At 70.3% G+C, this 22198-nt stretch carries 17 protein-coding genes; 13 read left to right on the top strand and 4 right to left on the bottom strand.

Annotation, left to right across the window (positions count from 1 at the left end):
- Positions 1–109 precede the first annotated feature (109 nt).
- From AB0D53_RS35015 to AB0D53_RS35005, 3 genes are all read right to left on the bottom strand, one after another.
- Positions 110–2527 (bottom strand): SpoIIE family protein phosphatase, encoded by a 2418-nt coding sequence (locus AB0D53_RS35015; RefSeq protein ID WP_362453317.1) that lies wholly within the window; start codon positions 2525–2527, stop codon positions 110–112.
- Between the two features lie 189 nt (positions 2528–2716).
- A complete protein-coding gene (locus AB0D53_RS35010; protein WP_362453316.1) occupies positions 2717–5167 on the bottom strand; it encodes an MFS transporter in 2451 nt (816 codons plus the stop codon).
- 188 nt (positions 5168–5355) lie between these two features.
- The gene (locus AB0D53_RS35005) at positions 5356–5799 is read right to left on the bottom strand and encodes an SRPBCC family protein (protein WP_362453314.1); all 444 of its coding nucleotides are present in this window, start codon (positions 5797–5799) and stop codon (positions 5356–5358) included.
- 149 nt (positions 5800–5948) lie between these two features.
- Between AB0D53_RS35005 and AB0D53_RS35000 the strand changes: the two genes are divergently transcribed.
- From AB0D53_RS35000 to AB0D53_RS34990, 3 genes are all read left to right on the top strand, one after another.
- Entirely contained in the window at positions 5949–6989 is a 1041-nt protein-coding gene (locus tag AB0D53_RS35000; protein ID WP_362453312.1) for an Rv2578c family radical SAM protein, read from the top strand.
- 152 nt (positions 6990–7141) lie between these two features.
- A complete protein-coding gene (locus AB0D53_RS34995) occupies positions 7142–8746 on the top strand; it encodes an alpha/beta hydrolase (protein ID WP_362453310.1) in 1605 nt (534 codons plus the stop codon).
- 56 nt (positions 8747–8802) lie between these two features.
- Positions 8803–9360, top strand: a complete 558-nt coding sequence (locus AB0D53_RS34990) for a GNAT family N-acetyltransferase (RefSeq protein ID WP_362453309.1) — start codon at positions 8803–8805, stop codon at positions 9358–9360.
- A gap of 16 nt (positions 9361–9376) precedes the next feature.
- On the opposite strand, the gene AB0D53_RS34985 is transcribed toward AB0D53_RS34990, so the two are convergent.
- On the bottom strand, positions 9377–9958 hold the full coding sequence (locus tag AB0D53_RS34985) for an adenylosuccinate lyase (RefSeq protein ID WP_329817581.1): 582 nt from the start codon (positions 9956–9958) through the stop codon (positions 9377–9379).
- Positions 9959–10318: 360 nt separating this feature from the next.
- On the opposite strand from AB0D53_RS34985, the gene AB0D53_RS34980 reads away from it, so the two are divergent.
- The 10 genes from AB0D53_RS34980 (at position 10319) to pssA (ending at position 22063) form a co-directional block, all read left to right on the top strand.
- The gene (locus tag AB0D53_RS34980) at positions 10319–12100 is read left to right on the top strand and encodes a 3-hydroxybutyryl-CoA dehydrogenase (RefSeq protein ID WP_362453308.1); all 1782 of its coding nucleotides are present in this window, start codon (positions 10319–10321) and stop codon (positions 12098–12100) included.
- A 91-nt stretch (positions 12101–12191) separates the two neighbouring features.
- Entirely contained in the window at positions 12192–13007 is an 816-nt protein-coding gene (locus AB0D53_RS34975; RefSeq protein ID WP_362453307.1) for a TetR family transcriptional regulator, read from the top strand.
- A gap of 77 nt (positions 13008–13084) precedes the next feature.
- Complete coding sequence (locus tag AB0D53_RS34970) at positions 13085–13879, top strand: GNAT family N-acetyltransferase (protein ID WP_362453306.1); 795 nt, start codon at positions 13085–13087, stop codon at positions 13877–13879.
- Between the two features lie 369 nt (positions 13880–14248).
- Complete coding sequence (gene ccrA, locus AB0D53_RS34965; RefSeq protein ID WP_362453304.1) at positions 14249–15622, top strand: crotonyl-CoA carboxylase/reductase; 1374 nt, start codon at positions 14249–14251, stop codon at positions 15620–15622.
- Position 15623: 1 nt separating this feature from the next.
- Positions 15624–17636 (top strand): protein meaA, encoded by a 2013-nt coding sequence (locus AB0D53_RS34960; RefSeq protein ID WP_362453303.1) that lies wholly within the window; start codon positions 15624–15626, stop codon positions 17634–17636.
- Positions 17633–18652, top strand: a complete 1020-nt coding sequence (locus AB0D53_RS34955) for a CoA ester lyase (RefSeq protein WP_362453302.1) — start codon at positions 17633–17635, stop codon at positions 18650–18652. The genes AB0D53_RS34960 and AB0D53_RS34955 overlap by 4 nt, the downstream gene beginning before the upstream one ends.
- 2 nt (positions 18653–18654) lie before the next feature.
- Complete coding sequence (locus AB0D53_RS34950; protein WP_362453300.1) at positions 18655–19182, top strand: MaoC family dehydratase; 528 nt, start codon at positions 18655–18657, stop codon at positions 19180–19182.
- 2 nt (positions 19183–19184) lie between these two features.
- The gene (locus tag AB0D53_RS34945) at positions 19185–20390 is read left to right on the top strand and encodes an acyl-CoA dehydrogenase family protein (RefSeq protein WP_362453299.1); all 1206 of its coding nucleotides are present in this window, start codon (positions 19185–19187) and stop codon (positions 20388–20390) included.
- A gap of 181 nt (positions 20391–20571) precedes the next feature.
- On the top strand, positions 20572–21219 hold the full coding sequence (locus tag AB0D53_RS34940; protein ID WP_329817593.1) for a phosphatidylserine decarboxylase: 648 nt from the start codon (positions 20572–20574) through the stop codon (positions 21217–21219).
- 22 nt (positions 21220–21241) lie between these two features.
- Positions 21242–22063, top strand: coding sequence for a CDP-diacylglycerol--serine O-phosphatidyltransferase (gene pssA / locus AB0D53_RS34935; RefSeq protein ID WP_176729170.1), 822 nt, complete (start codon positions 21242–21244; stop codon positions 22061–22063).
- The last annotated feature ends 135 nt before the right edge of the window (positions 22064–22198 follow it).

The following is a 22198-nucleotide window of genomic DNA, read 5'->3' as shown; positions in this document are numbered from 1 at the left end:
GCACTCCCGGGTCCGTTCGTCCAGCCGTGTGCTGTTCAGGACCGGACTACCGTCCCGGGACGGCCCCGGCAAGAGCGCGCACGGTATCCGGCCTCTCGGGGTGGCTCCTTCACCAGGTGTGCGACCGGGGGCGCGGGATCCCGCCGAGTGCCTGTTCGAACCAGACGGTCTTGCCGTGCGCCGTGGTGCTGGTGCCCCACTCACGGGCGAGGCTGCTCACCAGGAGCAGGCCGCGGCCGGACTCGTCGTGGGAGGCCGCGTCGAGCAGCGTGGCCGGGGCGGGTTCGTCGTCGCTGACCTCACACAGCAGAGCGCCGGTGCGGACCAGACGGAGCCCGATGTGATGGCTGCGGCCGTGCTTCACCGCGTTGGTCACCAGCTCACTGACCATCAGCTCCGCCGCCTCGACCGCGTCCGGCAGCTCCCAGTCGAGCAGCTTCCCTTGCACCAGGCGTCGCGCCCGTGCCACTTCACGCGGGTCCAGGGCGAGTTGCCATTCGGCGACATCGGCGTCCGGGATGCCGTTGAGCCGGGCCATCAGCAGGGCCACGTCGTCCTTGCGGCCGCCGCTCGGGTTCAGGGCCCGGATGATCGTGTCGCAGGCGTCGTCCATGGAGGCGGCGGGGTGGGCCGCCGAGGCGCAGAGCGCGGCGAGCCCCGCTCCGATGTCCTGGCCGCGGACCTCGACGAGGCCGTCGGTGCACAGGATCAGACGGTCACCCGGCCGCACCCGCACGGTCGCGGTCTCGAAGGCGACGCCGCCCACGCCGATCGGGGCGCCTGTGGGCAGCGTCAGGAGTTCGGCCCGGCCGTCCTCGGCACGGACGAGCACGGGCGGGATGTGCCCGGCATTGGCGATCTGGACCTCGGAACGGATCGGGTCGTAGACGGCGTAGAGACAGGTCGCCAGATGCTGCTCGCCGAGGCGCTGTGCCAGGTCGTCGAGGTTGCGCAGCAGTCGGGCCGGTGGCATCTCCATGGTGGCCATGGTCAGCACGGCGGTGCGCAACTGGCCCATCATCGCGGCGGAGTTGAGGCCGTGCCCCATGATGTCGCCGACGACGAGCGCGGTCCGGGAACCGGGCAGCTTCACCGCGTCGAACCAGTCGCCGCCGATCCTCCCGAGCCGGGCGCCGGGCAGGTAGCGGGTGGCGATGTCGCAGCCGGCCATCCGGGAGGGCACCTGGGGCAGCATGCTGTCCTGGAGGGTCTCCGCGACGTTCTCCTGGTAGGTGTACATGCGGGCGTTGTCGAGCACGAGCCCGGCGCGGGCGGCCAGTTCGGCGCCGGTGGTGCGGTCCATGTCGTCGAAGGGCTCGCGGTCCGGGCGGCGCATCAGGACCATGAAGCCGAGGACCACGTCGCGGGCCTTGAGCGGGACGATCAGCAGGGAGCGGTGGGTGATCAGCGGGCGCAGGTCGCGTTTCTCGAACTCGCCCGAGATCCGGTTGCTCATCTCCTCGGTGACGTGCGGGACGAGGACCGGTTCGCCGGTGACCATGCACTGGAAGAACGGGGTGTGTTCGGGGAAGGCGATCGACTCGCCGACCGGGACGGTGTCGTCCCAGCGGCCCGGTTCGTCGTTGTGCTCGACCCAGACGCGGTGCCAGACGGTGGTGACGTCGGGCGGCCCGTCGGGGAAGCCCTCGCCGGCCAGGACGGCGGCGCGCAGATGCGTTCCGGCGAAGTCGGTGAAGCGGGGTACGGCGGCGCTGGTGACCTCGCGGATGGTGCGTTCCAGGTCGAGGGAGGTGCCGATGCGGCCACTGACCTCGTTGAGGAATTCCAGCCGTTCGCGGACCGCCGCGTATTCGAGGTCCAGCTCGGGGCGGGGCGCGGAGCGCGCGGGCGGTCGGCCGGATTCGCTCCGCGGGTCCTGGGCGGGGTGCCGGGAGGTGCGTCGCGGCACGCCCCAGTCGGGGGTGACCGGGACCTGGCTGCGGTGGCTGAACTCCAGGACGGGATAGCCGAGTTCGAGGACCTGGGCGACGATTCTGGTGGCCTCGCCGACACTCATGCTGGGCAGGATCTCGGGCAGCCGGCCCGCGAGCTCCCGGTAGCCGGGGAAGTCGGTGTGGAGTGCGAAGGCGGGGGCTACCGTCCCGGTGTCCCGGCCGTCGCCCCCGCCCAGCCGGCCGGCGTCCGCGGCGAGCACCAGGAGGCGCTCGGCACCGGGGCCGACCAGGGGATAGGCCCACCACAGCACGTCGATCCGGCCGCGCTCCGGTTCGTCCAACCGGGCCCGGCCCGCCGCCGGGTAGGAGAGGCTCCCGCCCGGTGCGCCGTCGAGTTCGGGACCGAATCCGGCGCCCTCCTCCGCCCTGCCCAACACACCGGATACCGGCAGGAGTTCACCGGCGGGACTGCCGACCGCAGCCTGTCTGGTGACGCCGAAGAGCCGTCTCGCGCCGCTCGACCAGTGGGAGACGAGCCCGTCGCCGTCGACCACCGCGACGGCCAGCGGCACGCGGCCCGTCACGGCGTCGGACGGCAGTGGTGTCCGCTGCGTCGGAACATCGTGGTCCATGGGTGGAGGGCTCCTTCCCCACCGCAACGTTCTGCGGTTCGTGACTCCACGGTACGGCTCCGTGTCCGGCGCCCGCCGGTCATCGGCCCAATCGGCCCCGGGTGGTGCGCCGGCGCACCGGACGCGCATCCGGGGTCTCGCGGCGGGCCGGCCCGGCGGACCCCGGCCGTCCCGCCGCCTCCCCGACGGTCAGTCCTCGTGCCCCAGTTGGAGGTCGCGCTCGGTGCGTCCGCCGCCCGCGACCTGGAGGACGGTGGCGACCGGCGGGTACCCGGCCGCGATCACCGTGTACTCGCCGGTGGACAGGTCCACGAACCGGAAGGCCCCGTCGGGCCCGGTGGTGAGGGTGTCGACCACATTGCCCGCCGCGTCCAGGAGGGTGACCCGGGCGTCCTCGACGGGCCGGCCGCCGCTCGCCCGTACGATGCCGCGCAGCACCGCGCCGCCGGCGAGTTCGATGTCCTGCCGGGTCTCCCTGGCCGCCTGCACACTCACCGGCAGTGCGGCGGGCCGGAAGGCGGGGGCGCTGGCGGCGAGGGTGTACTCGCCCGCCACCAGCTCCGTGATCACATAGCCGCCCTCGCGGCCGCTGCGGGTGGACGCGACGACCTCGCCGCGGACATCGGTGAGGGTGACGGCTGCATCGCGCACCGGGATGCCGTCGGCGGTCAGCACGGCCCCGGCCAGGCGCCCGGCCCCGCCGAGCACCACATCGAGCTCGACGGGCCGTTCGCCGACGGTGACGCTGACGGCCTGCGGCTGGTGTCCGCCGGCCGCGGCGATGAGGACGTACGAACCGGCGCCGGGCACGCTCAGCGCGTACCGTCCGTCGTCACCGCTCGCGCCCCGTCCGACCTGTTGGCCCTGGACGTCGATGAGGGTGAGGGCGGCGCGCGGCACCTTCGTGCCGTCGGGGTGCTGGACGCTGCCGCACACCGGCACGCCCGACAGGTAGACGGGCGGCGGCACGGCGGCCTCGGTGGTCGTGGTGGTGCGTGCGGCCGGCACGGTCGCGGACTCGGCGTTTTCGGGGCTGTGGTGGGACACCAGCGGTTTCTCCTTGAGGAAGAAGGCGAAGAACAGGCCGAGCGCGAGCACCGGCACGAGGTAGAGGAAGATCCGCGGCATCGCGTCGGCGTACGCCTGGACATAGCTGTCGCGCAGCGCGGGCTCCATGGCATGGACCAGCTGCGGGGTGATCGACTCGGGGTCGGGCAGATCGGCGCCGGACGGCAGGCGGACGGCGAGCGCGTCCGCGAGGCGGCCGGCGAAGAGCGTTCCGAAGACGGCGGCGCCGACGCTGCCGCCGATCTGCCGGAAGTAGTTGTTGGCACTGGTGGCGGAGCCGATGTCGGCCGGCTCGACGGAGTTCTGCACGGCGAGCACCAGCACCGGCATGATCAGCCCGATCCCGATGCCGAGCACGGCCTGCGCGATGCTGTACTCGTAGCGCGGGGTGTCGGTTTCGAGGCGGGAGAGCAGCCACATCCCGACCGTCGAGACCGCGCCGCCGACGATCGGGTGGATGCGGTAGCGGCCGGTGCGGGAGATCATCTGCCCGGAGACGACGGACGCGATGACGATGCCGCCCATCATCGGGAGCATCAGCAGTCCGGATTCGGTGGCCGTGGCGCCGTCGACCATCTGGAGGAAGGTCGGCAGATAGCTGGCGGCGCCGAAGAGCCCCACCCCGACGACCGCCCCGACGAGCGCGGTGACATTGAAGATCGAGTCGCGGAACAGCCGCAGCGGGATGATGGGTTCGGCCGCCCGGTGCTCGACGACCAGGAACAGCAGAGTCGTTCCGGCGGCTCCGGCCCCCAGCCCCAGGATGGTGCGCGATCCCCACGCGTACTCCGTACCGCCCCAACTGGTCAGCAGCACCAGACAGGTGGAGGCGGCCGCGAGCAGCAGCGCGCCCAGGACGTCGAGGCGGGGCCGGACGGTGGGCCTGGGGAGTTTCAGCACGACGGTGATGACGGCGAGCGTGACCAGGCCGAAGGGGACGTTGATGTAGAAGCACCAGCGCCAGGAGGCATGGTCGGTGAAGAAGCCGCCGAGCAGTGGGCCCGCCACGGACGCGAGGCCGAACGCGGCGCCGATGAGCCCCATGAACCGGCCGCGTTCCCGGGGCGGCACGACATCCGCGATGATCGCCTGGACCCCGATCATCAGCCCGCCGCCGCCGACGCCCTGGACGGCGCGGAAGGCGATCAGCTCGTCCATGGTGCGGGACCAGCCGGCGAGCGCGGAGCCGACGACGAAGACGACGATGGCGAACTGGAAGACGCCCTTGCGGCCGAAGAGGTCGCCGAGCTTTCCGTAGATCGGCAGGCCGATCGTGGAGGCGAGCAGATACGCGGTGACGGCCCAGGACATCTTCTCCAGGCCGTGCAGCTCGCCGACGATCTTCGGCAGCGCGGTGGCGACGATCATCTGGTCGAGCGCCGCGAGCAGGAGTGTGAGCATCAGCCCGAGGAAGATCAGCCGGATGCTGCGGGGGCTGGTATCCGGGGCGCCGGGGGCCCCGGCGTGTGCCGGTTCCGTCTCGGCAGGGCGTGGCGGGGGTGGTGCGGCGGCCGTCCGGGCGGTCCCCGTGCCGCCCGGCTCCTCCTCCAACAGAGTGATCCCACCCACCACGTGCCGCTCCCCTCGTCGCATCTGCGCCGCCCATTTCTGCCATTGCGAAAGAAGGGAGAGCAAACGCGACGGGGGGCGCCGGCGGCGCACTCGGGGGGCTTATCCCCCGGTGAGAGCCACTACGGCGCACCACCGGGCGGGCCGGGAAAACCACCCGAACCGGTGAGGCCGGTCAAGTGCGGGGCGGGCTACTTCTCGACCTCGGCGGCGAGGTTCTGCAACAGCTCGTCGTAGATCCGGCCGAGCCCCTTGGGCGCGAAGGTCCTCTCGAAGAATCCGCCGATGCCTCCGGCACCGTTCCAGACGGTCGAGACGACGGTCTTCGACCGGCCCTCGCCGGCCGGCGTGACGGTCCAGGTGGTGACCATCGAGGAGTTGCGGTCCTTCTCCACGAGCTGGCCGTCGGTGGGCTCGGTGACCTCCAGCAGACAGTCGCGCACCCGCTTGCTGGTGGCCTGGAGCTTCCAGTGGACGAGGGTGCCCTCACCGTCACCGCCCTCACGCACCTCGTACTCGCTGAAGTGTCCGGGCAGCACTGTGCCCCGGACCTCCTTGTAGTCGGCCAGCGCGTCGAACACCGTCTCCGCGTCCGCCGCGATGACTCGCTCTGTCGTGGCCTCGACCTGCGCCATGGCTGTTCCTCCAGCACTCGGTTGTTCGGGGGTGTGCTGAGCCAACCACCTCCGGCACGCCGCTCAAAATCCGGTGCGGGACGAAGGGGAGAAAACGATCAAGGGAACAAGTGTTCTATTCTCTGTCCAGTGCTACCGAGGAGGCGTCCATGCGCTGGGACAATCTGGTCGAGAACCCCGCCACGACCGGGGACAGCGCGCTCTTCACCGCCGGAGCGGTGACCACGCGCACCTTTGACACCCCCGAGTTCCGGGGGATCACCTTCCACGAGGTCCGGGCCCGCTCGATCGTGAACCGGGTGCCGGGCGCATCGCGGATGCCGTTCGAATGGACCGTCAATCCGTACCGGGGTTGTTCGCACGCCTGTATCTACTGCTTCGCGCGCAAGACCCACAGCTATCTGGATCTCGACACCGGCCTCGGCTTCGACTCCCAGATCGTCGTCAAGACCAACGCCCCGGAGCTGCTGCGCAGCCGGCTCGCGTCCGGCCACTGGGACGGCTCGCACATCGCGATGGGCACCAACGTCGACTGCTACCAGCGCGCCGAGGGCCGCTACCGCCTGATGCCCGGCATCATCTCGGCCCTGCGCGACCACGCGAACCCGTTCTCGATCCTGACCAAGGGCACGCTGATCCTGCGCGATCTGGAACTGCTCCGGCAGGCGGCCGAGGTCACCGATGTCGGCATCTCCGTCTCGGTCGGCTTCGTCGACGACGCGCTGTGGCGCACCGTCGAGCCCGGCACCCCCTCCCCCGGGCGCCGCCTCGACGCCGTCCGCACCCTGAGCGAGAACGGCATCGACTGCGGCGTGCTGATGGCCCCCGTCGTCCCGTTCCTCGGCGACCATCCGGACCAGCTGCGCGCCACGGTCCGGGCGATCGCCGCCGCCGGGGCGACCTCGGTGACCCCGCTCGTCCTGCATCTGCGACCCGGCGCACGGGAGTGGTACATGCAGTGGCTCGGGAACCACCACCCCCATCTGGTGCGGCGGTACGAGCGGCTCTACGCCGAGGGGCCCTACGCGCCCAAGTGGTACCAGCGCCGCATCACCCGGTACGTCCACGAGCTGGCGGCCGAATTCGGCATCGGGCCCTCGCACCGCGGCGCGGCCCGCCGGCTCCCCGTGCGGAAGGAACAGCGGGCACCGCTCGACGGCCCCGGGCCCACCCAGCTGACCCTGCTCTGATCCGCCGGCTCCGCCACGGAGACCCCGGCGGAGCCAACACGGGCAAACGGGTCAACTCTTGACACAACAGGTCCTTCCTGGCGCGAATGCGGGGAGCATGCGGCGGGGGCTGCGCCACCCGCAGCCGTGTTTCCCCCACCACGGGAGGCCATATGACGAAACGTCCAGGAATTCTGTTCGCCGTCGGTGCGACGGTCGCCGGTCTGGTGACCGCCGCGCCGTCCCCGGCAACCGCCGACAACGGCGCGCGGCCCGCCGCGACGAAGCTCGAATGGACCGACTGCGGCACCAAGTCCTATCCGCGGCTTCAGTGCTCATCGGTCAGTGCCCCGCTCGATCATGACGATCCGTCGGGCCGGCGGATCACCCTCGCGCTGTCCCGCATCCCGCACACCGCGAAGACCTTCCAGGGCCCCCTGCTCGTCAATCCGGGCGGCCCCGGGGGCAGCGGCCTGACCATGGCCGGATTCGTGGCGTCCTCGCTGCCGAAGGCGGTCGCCGCCCAGTACGACGTGATCGGCTTCGACCCGCGCGGCGTCGGCAGGAGCCGGCCGGCGCTGGACTGCGTACCGAATTACTTCGATCCGCTGCGCCCCGACTCGGTGCCGGACTCGCCCGGCGCCGAGCAGGCCAACCGGAACCGGGCCCGTTCGTTCGCCGAGGCGTGCGGGCGCGCGTACCCGGATCTGCTGCCCCACATGGACACGGTCAGCGCCGCGAAGGATCTCGACGTGATCCGCCGGGCCACCGGCGCCCGGCAGCTCAACTACTTCGGGTACTCGTACGGCACCTACCTCGGCGCGGTGTACGCCAAGCTGTTCCCGGACCGGGTGCGGCGCTTCGTCCTCGACTCGAACGTCGACCCGGACGGCGTCTGGTACGACGACAACATCGGCCAGGACTACGCCTTCGACGCCCGCCACAAGGCGTTCGCCGCCTGGGTGGCGAAGCACGACTCCGCGTACGGGCTCGGCACCGACCCGGCGGAGGTCGAGAGCGCCTGGTACGCGATGCGCGCGGCCGTCAAGGCGCGTCCCGCGGGCGGGGAGGTCGGCCCGAGCGAGCTGGAGGACACCTTCCTGCCGGGCGGCTACTACAACGGGTACTGGCCGCGTCTGGCCGAGGCGTTCGCCGCGTACACCAACGACGGCGACCAGGACGCGCTGGTGAAGGCGTACAAGAGGTTCGGCGCGGTCGACGCCGAGGGCGACAACGGGTACTCGGTCTACACGGCCGTGCAGTGCCGCGACGCCCAGTGGCCCCGGCAGTGGAACACCTGGCGCGGCGACAGCCGGAGGGTGCACGCCAAGGCACCCTTCTTCACCTGGAACAACAACTGGTACAACGCCCCGTGCGCCGACTGGCCGGTGGAGCCGCTCAATCCGGTGCGTGTCTCCAACAACGCGCTCCCGCCGGTGCTGCTCTTCCAGGCCACCGACGACGCGGCCACACCGTACGAGGGCGGCGTCACCCTGCACCGCAGGCTGCGCGGCTCCAGCCTGGTCGTCGAGCAGGGCGGCGGCAACCACGGCATCACGCTGAGCGGCAACGACTGCCTGGACACCTACCTGGCGGACTATCTCGCCAAGGGCACCGTCCCGCGCGGCGAGGGCAGCCGCGCCGACGCGGACGCGGTGTGCGCCAAGTCCCCCGACCCGCAGCCGCTGACCGGTGAGGCGGCGGCGAAGTCGGTACGGCGGGCGGCCTCCGGCAGCAGGGGCGCCGTCCTGCACGGGCTGCTCGGCTTCCGCGGCTGACCGGGCGGCCCGCCTCGCGTACGGGCCGTCCCGGCGGATGCGCCAGGATGGCCCGTATGACGACACGGACCGCGCCCACCGGAATACACGTCCGGGACATGACCGTCGACGACTGCGAGGCGGTCGCCCGGCTCCGGGTGCGCGGCTGGCAGGCGGCGTACGCGGGTCTGGTGCCGCAGTCCTACCTGGACGGCATGGACCGCGCCGTCGCCGAGGACGCGGAGCGTCGCCGGGCGTCCCTGGCCCGGGGCACCACGCTCGTGAACGTGGTGGCCGAACGGCCGGACCCCGGAGTGATCGGCTGGGCCTGCTACGGCCCGTACCGGGAGAACGGCGGGCCGTCGGCGCGGGGCGAGCTGTACGCGGTCTATGTGACGCCCGAACAGATCGGGACCGGGGCGGGCCGCGCCCTGATGGCGGAGGTCCTCGCCCGCGCCGCGGCCGACGGCTTTCCGGACCTGGCGCTGTGGGTGCTGAAGGAGAACGCCCGGGCCCGCCGCTTCTACGAGCGCGCGGGCTTCCGTCCCGACGGCGCCGAGGAGTCCTTCGAGGCGGACGGCGCGCTGGTGCCCGAGGTGCGGTACGTACGTCCCCTCGGCGGCCCTGCCGCCTGACGGGCCGGGCGCTTCCTCAGGCCGTGTCCAGCCGGACGAGCGCGTCGCGGGCCGCGCCGCCGAGCCTCGGGTGCGGCAGAGCGGCCGCCAGGAGCGGGCGGGCCCGCTCGTCCCCCAGCTGCCCGAGCCCCTCCACACAGGCGAGCGCCACCCGCCAGTGCGGATCGCCCGGGGCGAGCAGCCGTTCCAGGGTGCTCATCAGCGCCGGTACGGACTCCGGGGCGCGCAGCGCGGTGAGCAGCCGCACCGGGTGCAGGGCGTACGCGGTGCGCAGGGCGTTGGTCGCGAGGGCCGCGGCGGCCCGGGGCGTGCGGGGGTCGCCGAGGCGCACCAGGGCGTGGGCGGCGCAGACACAGCGTTCGGGATCACGGTGGTTGAGCAGCAGGACCAGCGCCTCGAAGGCCCGCGGGTCCCCCTCGCAGCCGAGCCGGAAGGCAGCCATCTCGCGGGCCCAGAGCGGGCGTTCGCGTTCCACCAGGACACGGGCCAGCTCCTCCCCGTCCTCGGTGGCGAGCAGTGCGCGGTACGCCGCCGACTCCCCTGCCGCGTCCGCCTCGTCAGCAAGCCGGTCCGCCAGTGACCGGAACTCCTCGTCCATGACCGTCAGCTTATCGGCGGGGACTCTGCGTATCGAGGGGCGGGAGAAATGTGGCGTGGGGCACAACGGCCTGGGGCTGGCGCGCTCGTTACCCGGCAGTTAATCTCATGTGAGCGGGATACGATCCCCGCTTGCTCCGGTGGCCTGGTGACGCAGCCACCCGGAGTGCTTGTCGGTTCGGCAGTTTTGCGAGACGTGACTCCGGGACAGAGTCCGTCGCCCCTTCCGGGTCCCGGCGTGCTCATCGCGCCCCGGCCCCGAGTACCACGACACGCAATTCCCGCACGTGTCGCGCCGGTTCTCCCTCTCAGTGCGCGCCGTGCCTCCTCACAGTCGTCACTCATTCTCTGGAGTCCCGTGATGGACATCCCTCTCAGCACCATCGCCGTCGTCGGTCTCGGCACCATGGGCACCGGCATCGCCGAGGTCCTGGCCCGCGCCGGCCACGAGGTCATCGGCATCGACATCAGCGAAGCGGCCGCCCGTCAGGCCGTCGCCGCCCTGGAGTCCTCGACCGCCCGCGCCGTGCGGCGCGGGCGGATCACCGAGGAGGAGCGGGGCGAGGTCCTCGCCCGGTTCCGTACCTTCGCCGGCCTCCGGGCCGCCGCTGAGGCGGAACTGGTCATCGAGGTCGTTCCCGAGTCGTACGAGATCAAGCAGCAGGTCTTCCGGGAGCTCGACGGGATCGTCTCCCCCACCGCGATCCTGGCGACCGGCACCAACGCCCTGTCGGTGACCCGGCTGGCCGCCGAATCGCTGCACCCCGAGCGCGTGCTCGGTCTGCACTTCTTCAACCCGGCACCGGCGATGAAGCTGGTCGAGGTGGTCTCCTCGGTACTGACCGCGCCGCCGGCCGTCGAGGCCGTCACCGCGCTCGCCCGCAGCCTGGGCAAGGAGCCGGTCGCGGTCGGCGACCGCCCGGGCTTCGTCGCCGACGGACTGCTGTTCGGCTACCTCAACCAGGCCGCCGCGATGTACGAGGCGAACTACGCCTCCCGGGAGGACATCGACGCGGCGATGAAGCTCGGCTGCGGCCTGCCGATGGGCCCGCTCGCCCTGCTCGACCTGATCGGGATCGACACCGCCCGCACCGTCCTGGAGGCCATGTACGCCGAGACGCACGACCGGCTGCACGCCCCGGCCCCGGTGCTCCGGCAGCTCAGCGAGGCGGGGCTGACCGGCCGCAAGTCGGGACGCGGCTTCTACACGTACGTGGCGGCCGGGAGCCAGACCGTGGTGCCGGACGCGCTGACCCCGGGGGACGACGGGTCGGCGGTGGCCGGGCGCACGGTGCGTTCGGTGGGTGTCGCGGGTTCCGGGACGATGGCCTCGGGGATCGCCGAGGTCTTCGCCAAGGCCGGGTACGACGTGGTGCTCGCCGCCCGCGGTCAGGAGAAGGCGGACACCGCGAAGGGCCGGATCGCCAAGTCGCTGGAGCGTTCCGTCACCAAGGGGCGGCTGACGGCCGAGGCCCGGGACGGGGCCCTGGCCCGGATCACCGCGGCCGGTTCGCTGGACGCCTTCGCCGATGTCGATCTCGCGGTGGAGGCCGTCGCCGAGGACCTGGCGGTCAAGCAGCAGCTGTTCGGGACCCTGGACAAGGTGTGCAAGCCGGGTGCCGTCCTCGCCACCACCACCTCGTCGCTGCCGGTCGTGGCGATCGCGCGGGCCACCGCGCGCCCGCAGGACGTGATCGGGATGCACTTCTTCAACCCGGCGCCGGCGATGAAGCTGGTCGAGGTGGTCCGTACGGTACTCACCGCCGACGACGTCCACGCCACCGTCCGCGAGGTGTGCGGCACGGTCCGCAAGCACCCGGTGGACTGCGGCGACCGGGCCGGTTTCATCGTGAACGCGCTGCTGTTCCCGTACCTCAACAACGCGATCAAGATGGTCGAGGAGCACTACGCGACGCTCGACGACATCGACGCCGCGATGAAGCTGGGCGGCGGCTACCCGATGGGCCCGTTCGAGCTGCTCGACGTCGTCGGGCTCGATGTCTCGCTGGCCATCGAGAAGGTGCTGCACAGCGAGTTCCGCGACCCGGGCCTGGCCCCGGCCCCGCTGCTCGAACATCTGGTGGCCGCCGGCTGCCTCGGCCGCAAGACGGGGCGCGGCTTCCGCGAATATGCCCGGCGCTGAGCCGGGAGCCGGCTGGGGAGGGCTGCTCGATCCCTCGGGCGGCCCTCCCCCACGGGCGCACTCCCCCGACCTCATGCAGTACGTTCACACCATGTCCCAGCCCGCCAGGTCCCCCCGTGTCTCCGCCGCGCCCGACGCCCAGGAAAGTGCCGCAGGCACGCGCGCCGCCGCCCAACGGCTCAAAATGCGCCGTGAACTGGCCGCCGCGGCGATGGAACTCTTCGCCACGAAGGGGTACGAGGCGACGACGGTCGACGAGATCGCGGGCGCCGCCGGAGTCGCCCGGCGGACCTTCTTCCGCCACTTCCGCTCCAAGGAGGAGGCGATCTTCCCGGACCACGACGACACCCTCGTCAGGGCCGAGGCCGTCCTCAATGCCGCACCGGCGCACGAGCACCCCCTCGACACCGTCTGCCGCGGCATCAAGGAAGTCATGAAGATGTACGCGGCGAAGCCCGCGGTCTCCGTGGCCCGTTACAAACTGACCCGCGAGGTCCCCACCCTGCGCGAGGCGGAGATCGCCTCGGTGGCCCGCTACGAGCGGCTGTTCACCCGCTATCTGCTGGGCCACTTCGACGAGCGCGACCACCATGTCGGCAACGACGACCCGCTGCTGGCGGAGGTCGCCGCGTCCGCCGTCGTCACCGCGCACAACCATGTGCTGCGCCGCTGGCTGCGGGCGGGCGGCGAGGGCGATGTGGAGACGCAGCTCGACCACGCCTTCGCGATCGTCCGCGACACCTTCGGGACCGGCATCGGGGCCGGCCGCACCGTCGGCGCCGAGCCCGCGAAGCAGCCGGCCGCCTCGGTGTCGTCCCAGGGCGAGGTGCTGGTCGCCGTGGCGCGCACGGACGCACCGCTCGACGAAGTGATGCGGACGATCCAGCAGGCGCTCCAGGACCGCTGACCGGTGGGGGCGTGCCGTCGGCACGCCCCCACCGAAACCTGGTTGCCGCGCCTGCGCACCGGTGCTGTGGTGGGCGGATGAATCATGACCCCGAAGCACTGCTGGCCCTCTTCGACCGCGAGATGCGCGAGCACGCCCGCCCCGACGGTCCCGGCGTCCGGATCGAGCGCACCGGCGACGTCGTACGGCAGGTCGGCGCGGCCGACGACTGGAACGCCGTCGTCTGGTCGGCCCCGGAGCTGGACCCCGCGCGGGCCGACGCCGTGATCGCTGCCCAGGTGGCGCACTACACAGCGCTCGGGCACGGCGAGTTCGAGTGGAAGCTGTACGCGCACGACCGCCCGGCCGATCTGGCGCACCGGCTGCTGGCGGCCGGTTTCGAGGCGGAGGAGCCGGAGACCCTGGTGGTCGCCCCCGTCGAGGAGCTCTCGACGACGGTGGAGCTGCCCGAGGGCGTGCGCCTGCGCACCGTGCGGGACGCGGACGACGTGGAGCTGATGGCCCGTGCCCATGAGCTGGCGTTCGGCTCGGACTGGTCGCGGCTGCGGCATCAGGTGCTGGCCAGGCTGGCCGAGGACCCGGACGGCTTCGTCGGCGTCCTCGCCATGGTGGGCGACGAGCCGGTGAGCTCGGCCCGGATGGAGCTGTACCCGGGCACGGGCTTCGCGGGGCTCTGGGGCGGCGGAACGGTCGAGGCGTGGCGCGGGAAGGGCATCTACCGGGCACTGGTGGCCTTCCGTGCCCGGATCGCGGCGGAGCGCGGATACCGCTACCTTCAGGTCGATGCCTCCGACATGAGCAGCCCCATCCTCCGGCGGCTCGGATTCGTGGCCCTGAGCACCACGACCCCCTATGTGTACCGGTCGCGCTGATCGATCATTCGCGGTTCCTTCCGGGGCATATCCCCATAGAACAGCCCCTGCGCCGCTCATCGGTGCCCCGTGGGTGACAAGTGAGAGAAATTGTTGGCACCGAGTGCCTTGCCAGGTGTCACGGAGTGCCATACGTTGAAGTTGTCCGGGCGGCCGGCGTGCCGAGATCTCACGTACGCCGGCTGTCCCCGCAAGCGATGTGCCTGCGCGCCCGGACGCCTGCGTCACAGGCGAACCCTTCCGCTCCACAGAGCAAGCCGAAGCTTTGACAGCCGAACCGACGGCACCACCTCCACACCACACCGCCCCCTCTTGCTCGCAGGGACTCCCAAGCGATCCCGCAGCGCCCCCATCCGCCGGAGGCACACCGTGAAGGAAATCCTGGACGCGATCCAATCGCCGGACAGCACAGCCGCGGACTTCGCGGCCCTGCCCATTCCCGAGTCGTACCGCGCGGTGACCGTGCACAAGGACGAGACCGAGATGTTCCACGGGCTCGCCACTCGCGACAAGGACCCCCGCAAGTCACTGCACCTCGACGAGGTCCCGGTGCCCGAACTCGGGCCGGGCGAGGCCCTGGTCGCCGTCATGGCGAGCTCGGTGAACTACAACTCGGTCTGGACCTCGATCTTCGAGCCGATGTCCACCTTCGGCTTCCTGGAGCGCTACGGAAAGCTCAGCGAGCTCACCAGGCGCCACGACCTGCCGTACCACGTCATCGGCTCGGACCTGGCGGGCGTCGTCCTGCGCACCGGTCCCGGCGTCAACGCCTGGCACCCCGGCGACGAGGTCGTCGCGCACTGCCTCTCGGTCGAACTGGAGTCCTCGGACGGCCACAACGACACGATGCTCGACCCCGAGCAGCGCATCTGGGGCTTCGAGACCAACTTCGGCGGCCTCGCCGAGATCGCGCTCGTCAAGTCCAACCAGCTGATGCCCAAGCCGCAACACCTCAGCTGGGAGGAGGCCGCCGCCCCGGGCCTGGTCAACTCCACCGCCTACCGCCAGCTCGTCTCGCGCAACGGCGCGGGCATGAAGCAGGGCGACAACGTGCTGATCTGGGGCGCCAGCGGCGGACTCGGCTCCTACGCCACGCAGTTCGCCCTGGCCGGCGGCGCCAACCCGATCTGTGTCGTCTCCAGCGAGCAGAAGGCCGACATCTGCCGGAGGATGGGCGCCGAGGCGATCATCGACCGCAACGCCGAGGGCTACACGTTCTGGAAGGACGAGCACAACCAGGACCCCCGCGAGTGGAAGCGGTTCGGCAAGCGCATCCGTGAACTGACCGACGGCGAGGACGTGGACATCGTCTTCGAGCACCCGGGCCGCGAGACCTTCGGCGCCTCGGTGTACGTGACCCGCAAGGGCGGCACGATCGTCACCTGCGCCTCCACCTCCGGCTACAACCACGAGTACGACAACCGCTACCTGTGGATGTCGCTCAAGAAGATCGTGGGCTCGCACTTCGCCAACTACCGCGAGGCGTGGGAGGCCAACCGGCTGATCGCCAAGGGGCGGATCCACCCCACGCTGTCGAAGGTCTACTCCCTGGAGGAGACCGGCCAGGCCGCGTACGACGTCCATCGCAACCTCCACCAGGGCAAGGTCGGCGTGCTGGCACTGGCACCGCGCGAAGGGCTGGGCGTGCGCAACGAGGAACTGCGCGAGCAGCACATCGACGCCATCAACCTGTTCCGTGACGCGCCGTCGGAGCGGACCGGCAAGCACGGCGGGAACGCCTGACATGAGCGGGCGTCAGAAGGACCGCCCGTGGCTCATGCGGACGTACGCCGGTCATTCGACGGCCGAGGCGTCCAACGAGCTCTACCGGCGCAACCTCGCCAAGGGCCAGACCGGCCTGTCGGTCGCCTTCGACCTGCCGACGCAGACCGGGTACGACCCCGACCACATCCTCGCCCGCGGCGAGGTCGGCCGGGTCGGCGTACCCGTCTCGCACCTCGGTGACATGCGCCGGCTGTTCCAGGACATCCCCCTGGAGCAGATGAACACCTCGATGACGATCAACGCCACCGCGATGTGGCTGCTGGCGCTCTACCAGGTGGTCGCCGAGGAGCAGGGCGCCGATCCCACCAGGCTCCAGGGCACCACGCAGAACGACATCGTCAAGGAGTACCTCTCGCGCGGGACGCACGTGTTCCCGCCCGGTCCCTCGCTGCGGCTGACCACCGACATGATCACGTACACGGTCAACCGCATCCCGAAGTGGAACCCGATCAACATCTGCAGTTACCACCTGCAGGAGGCGGGGGCCACTCCGGTCCAGGAGATCGCGTACGCCATGTCGACGGCGATCGCCGTGCTCGACGCGGTCCGTGACTCGGGACAGGTGCCGGAGGAAAGGTTCGGCGATGTCGTCGCCCGCATCTCCTTCTTCGTGAACGCGGGCGTCCGCTTCATCGAGGAGATGTGCAAGATGCGCGCCTTCGGCCGCATCTGGGACCAGGTCACGCGCGAGCGGTACGGCATCACCGATGCCAAGCAGCGCCGCTTCCGCTACGGCGTCCAGGTCAACTCCCTCGGGCTGACCGAGGCACAGCCGGAGAACAACGTCCAGCGCATCGTCCTGGAGATGCTGGCCGTCACGCTCTCCAAGGACGCCCGCGCCCGCGCCGTGCAGCTGCCGGCCTGGAACGAGGCGCTGGGGCTCCCCCGGCCCTGGGACCAGCAGTGGTCGCTCCGCATCCAGCAGGTACTCGCGCACGAGAGCGACCTGCTGGAGTACGAGGACATCTTCGCCGGGTCGCACGTCATCGAGGCCAAGGTCGACGAGCTGGTCGCCGAGTCGCTCGCCGAGATCGACCGGATCGAGCGGATGGGCGGCGCCATGGCGGCCGTGGAGTCCGGCTATCTGAAGTCCGAGCTGGTCTCCTCGCACGCCGCCCGCCGGGCCCGGATCGAGGGCGGCGAGGAGCGGATCGTCGGCGTCAACATCTACGAGACGACGGAGCCGAACCCGCTCACCGCGGACCTCGACGGGGCGATCATGACGGTCGACCCCGCCAACGAGGCCCGGGTCGTCGCCGCCCTGCACGACTGGCGCGACAACCGCGACGAGGCCCGCGCCACCGAGGCACTGGCGGCGCTGAAGAAGGCCGCCGCGGGCACCGACAACATGATGGAAGCGACCGTGGAGTGCGCCCGCGCGGGCGTCACCACCGGCGAGTGGTCCTGGGCGCTGCGCGACGTCTTCGGCGAGTTCCGGGCCCCGACGGGCGTCTCGTCCGCGCCGGTCGCGGTGACCGCCGAGGCGGGGACCCCGCTGGCCCTGGTCCGCGAGAAGGTCGCCCGCACCGCGGCCGACCTGGGTGCCGGACGGCTGCGGCTGCTGGTCGGCAAGCCGGGCCTGGACGGGCACTCCAACGGCGCCGAGCAGATCGCCGTACGGGCCCGCGACGCCGGCTTCGAGGTCGTCTACCAGGGGATCAGACTGACCCCCGAACAGATCGTCTCCGCCGCCCTCGCCGAGGACGTGCACTGCGTCGGTCTGTCGGTCCTGTCCGGTTCGCACGCCGAACTCGTACCGGACGTGCTCACCCGGCTGCGCGGGGCGGGCGCCGCCGACATCCCGGTCATCGCGGGCGGGATCATTCCGCCCGCCGACGCGTCGGCCCTGGTCGAAGCCGGTGTCGCCGCCGTCTTCACCCCGAAGGATTTCGGTATCACGGAGATCATCGGCCGTATCGTCGACGAGATCCGGAAAGCGAACAAGCTCGACCCTCTGGAGGTCCCCGCATGACTGCCGTCAACCGCCCGCCCGTCTCCCACCACCACCCTCAAGAGACGTCCCTGCGGGACGGCACCTCCCGCCTGCGTCCACGCCGTTCGTGTCTGGCAGTGCCCGGCTCGAACCCGCGGTTCCTGGAGAAGGCCCAGGGCCTCCCCGCCGACCAGGTCTTCCTCGACCTGGAGGACGCCTGCGCGCCGCTCGCCAAGGAGGGCGCCCGGCACACCATCGTCGACGCGCTGAACAACGGTGACTGGACGGGCAAGACCCGGGTCGTGCGGGTCAACGACTGGACCACGCACTGGACGTACCGCGATGTCATCACGGTCGTCGAGGGCGCCGGCCAGAACCTCGACTGCATCATGCTGCCCAAGGTCCAGGACGCCCAGCAGGTCGTCGCCCTCGACCTGCTGCTGACCCAGATCGAGAAGACGATGGGCTTCGAGGTCGGCAGGATCGGCATCGAGGCGCAGATCGAGAACGCCAGGGGCCTGGTGAACATCGACGACATCGCCGCCGCCTCGCCCCGCCTGGAGACGCTGATCTTCGGCCCGGCCGACTTCATGGCGTCGATCAACATGAAGACCCTGGTCGTCGGTCAGCAGCCGCCCGGGTACGGCGCGGACGCGTACCACTACATCCTGATGCGCATTCTGATGGCGGCCCGTACGCACGACCTCCAGGCGATCGACGGCCCCTTCCTGCAGATCCGCGACGTGGACGCGTACCGCGAGGTCGCGGGCCGGGCGGCGGCGCTGGGCTTCGACGGCAAGTGGGTGCTGCACCCGGGCCAGGTGGACGCGGCCAATGAGGTGTTCTCGCCCTCGCAGGAGGACTACGACCACGCGGAGCTGATCCTCGACGCGTACGAGTGGTGCACCTCGGAGGAGGGCGGCAAGAAGGGCTCGGCGATGCTCGGCGACGAGATGATCGACGAGGCGAGCCGCAAGATGGCCCTCGTCATCGCGGGCAAGGGCCGCGCGGCCGGCATGCAGCGCACCTCCAAGTTCGAAGCTCCGGAGGCCTGACCATGCAGTTCGGACGCACATACGAGGAGTTCGAGGTCGGTGCGGTCTACAAGCATTGGCCCGGGAAGACGGTCACCGAGTACGACGACCACCTCTTCTGCCTGCTGACCATGAATCATCACCCGTTGCACATGGACAGCAACTACGCGGAGCGCACGACCGATTTCGGGAAGAACGTTGTCGTCGGCAACTACATCTACTCGCTGCTGCTCGGCATGTCCGTCCCGGACGTCTCCGGAAAGGCGATCGCCAATCTGGAGGTCGAGTCGCTGAAGCATGTCGCCCCGACCTTCCACGGCGACACGGTCTACGGCGAGACGACGGTTCTGGACAAGACCCCGTCAAAGTCCAAGAGCGACCGCGGAATCGTTCACGTGGAGACCAAGGGGTACAAGCAGGACGGAACGCTGGTCTGCGTGTTCCGCCGCAAGGTGATGGTCCCCACCGAGACGTACATCAAGGAGCGCGGCGGCGAGCAGCCCGGCCGTCCCGAGCTGAACCAGCCTTCCCAGAAGAACGCGGAGAAGTAGCCATGACGCGACTCGCCCAGACCGCCGGCCTCAACGACGTCCAGCGGGAAATCCTCTCCACGGTCCGGGATTTCGTCGACAAGGAGATCATTCCGGTCGCGACCCGGCTGGAGCACCGCGACGAGTACCCCACCGAGATCGTCGAGGGACTCAAGGAGCTCGGCCTGTTCGGACTGATGATCCCCGAGGAGTACGGGGGGCTGGGTGAGTCGCTTCTCACATACGCGCTGTGCGTGGAGGAAATCGCCCGCGGCTGGATGAGCGTGTCGGGAATCATCAACACGCACTTCATCGTGGCGTACATGCTCAAGCAGCACGGCACCCAGGAGCAGAAGGACACCTTCCTGCCGCGCATGGCGCTGGGCGAGGTCCGGGGCGCGTTCTCGATGTCGGAGCCGGCGCTGGGTTCGGACGTCTCGGCGATCACCTCCAAGGGCGTCAGGGACGGCGACGAGTACGTCCTGAACGGGCAGAAGATGTGGCTGACGAACGGCGGCACGTCCTCCCTCGTCGCCGTTCTGTGCCGGAGTGACGAAGGCCACCCCGAGGGCACCGCCCCGCACAAGTCGATGACCACATTCCTGGTCGAGAAGAAGCCCGGTTTCGGCGAGGTCCGCCCCGGACTCACCATTCCCGGCAAAATCGACAAAATGGGTTACAAGGGCGTCGACACGACCGAACTCATCATGGACGGGCTGCGAATTCCGGCCAATCGAGTACTGGGCGGCACGACCGGCCGAGGGTTTTACCAAATGATGGACGGAGTCGAGGTCGGCCGGGTGAATGTGGCCGCCCGTGGCTGCGGTGTCGCACAGCGTGCATTCGAGCTGGGTGTTTCCTATGCCCAGCAGCGCCAGACCTTCGGAAAGCCGATCGCTCAGCACCAGGCGATCCAGTTCAAGCTGGCCGAAATGGCCACCAAGGTCGAAGCCGCCCATGCGATGATGGTAAATGCGGCACGCAAAAAGGACTCCGGGGAGCGAAACGACCTGGAGGCAGGGATGGCGAAGTACCTCGCCTCCGAATACTGCAAGGAAGTCGTCGAGGACGCCTTCCGTATCCACGGCGGTTACGGCTTCTCCAAGGAGTACGAGATCGAGCGCCTCTACCGGGAGGCACCGATGCTGCTGATCGGTGAAGGTACCGCCGAGATCCAGAAAATGATCATCGGGCGCCGACTCCTCGAGGAGTACCGGTTCCAGGGGTGATTGTCCCTTTCGAGGCGATTTAGCCGCGAAGAAGATCACACCCTGTCATCCTCGGCCGGTGCCTTCAAGCCGTCCGACTCGGCTGCTGGCTTGCCCAGTTGTTGCTCGCAACCGATAACATCGCCGGAAAAGCCGCCGTCCCCCGTTGCCAGCGCGGCATCATCCGCTACGAAGGTCATCCATGCCCGACAGCCAAACCTCTGCATCACGCGGCGGGGTCCGCCTTGCGCGCGGAGCTTCGCCGTGGCTCCTCCCGACCGTCGCCACCGCGGCGCTCAGCCTCACCCGGGCCCGCAGGTCCGGACGCTGGGCCGCGGTAGCCGTGCCCACCACCGCGCTCGCGGCGGGCATGCTGTGGTTCTTCCGCGACCCAGAGCGCGAGATCACCCAGGGCCGGGTCATTTCGCCGGCCGACGGCGTGGTGCAGAGCATCATGCCGTGGAAGGACGGACGCACCCGCGTCGCGATCTTCATGAGCCCGCTGAATGTCCACGTCAACCGTGCGCCCCTGGCCGGCACGGTGACCTCGGTCGAGCACGTCCCCGGTGGGTTCGTTCCGGCGTTCAACAAGGAGAGCGAGAACAACGAGCGCGTTGTCTGGCACTTCGACACCGAGCTCGGCGACATCGAGATGGTGCAGATCGCGGGTGCGGTCGCCCGGCGCATCGTCCCGTACATCCCGCAGGGCACGAAGGTGGAACAGGGCGAGCGCATCGGTCTGATCCGATTCGGCTCGCGGGTCGACATCTACCTTCCGGAAGGTGTCGAGGTCGCGGTCGAGGTCGGCCAGGCCACCACCGCGGGGGTGACTCGAATTGACCGTGATTGATCCTGATACACAGGCAGGCTGGGTGCCCGAGTCGGAGTCCGAGGAGGACGCCGGCGAGGACATGCCGCTCTCTCTGCGGCTGTCGATAGCGGACACCCTCACTCTCGGTAACGCCACGTGCGGTTTCATGGCGGTGTACTTCACCACCACCGGAATCCTCATCCCGCACCTCACGGGCAGCGACGAGAGCGGCATGGCCCGGCACTCCGCGGCCACCGCCGTGATCCTGATGCTCCTGGCGGCGGTCTTCGACCTGTTCGACGGGCTCGTGGCGCGCAAGCTCCGCTCCTCGCCGATGGGTGCCGAGCTGGACAACCTCTCGGACCTGATCAGCTTCGGGCTCGCCCCGGCGTACTTCGTGCTGGTGTACGGCATGGTCGCGGACGACGCGCACCAGCGAGTGTCGGCGCTGGCGGCGATCGTGGTGCTGCTGGCGGTGGTGCTCAGGCTTGCGAGATTCTCCTGCGTGACCATGAAGGACGGCATGTTCCAGGGCATGCCGAGCCCCTTCGGAGCGCTCACGGTCGTCTCGATCGTGCTCCTGGAGCTGCCCTTCGTGCCGACGCTGCTCGCGATCGTCGGGGTGGCGTGGCTGATGGTCAGCCGGGTCGAGTACCCGAAGCCGCGGGGTGTCCTCGCGGTGGCGATGCTCAGCTGGATCGTGGCCGCGATGGGGCTCCTCGCCGCGTGGGCGTTCGACGCCCCGGGCGGTCAGCTGCTCCTGCAGACCGGCTGTGCGCTTCAGGTGGTCCTGGGGGCGGTCATCCCGCTCTTCGCGACCGCCCGGCGGGTGAACACCTTCCGCGACAACCGGCGCGAGGCACGGACGGCACAGCTTCCGTAGCGGTACGCAGAACACACGAGAAGGACCCGGGTGCTCCCCAGCACCCGGGTCCTTCCGCGTACGGCGGCCTAGGCAGGGAAACGGGCCACCGGGCCACCGCGCGGACGGCCGGTCCCGGGCTCTCGCATGATCTTC

The sequence above is a fragment of the Streptomyces sp. NPDC048295 genome (assembly GCF_040652135.1).
GTDB lineage: Bacteria > Actinomycetota > Actinomycetes > Streptomycetales > Streptomycetaceae > Streptomyces.
This window is presented reverse-complemented; position numbering and strand designations above follow the sequence as displayed.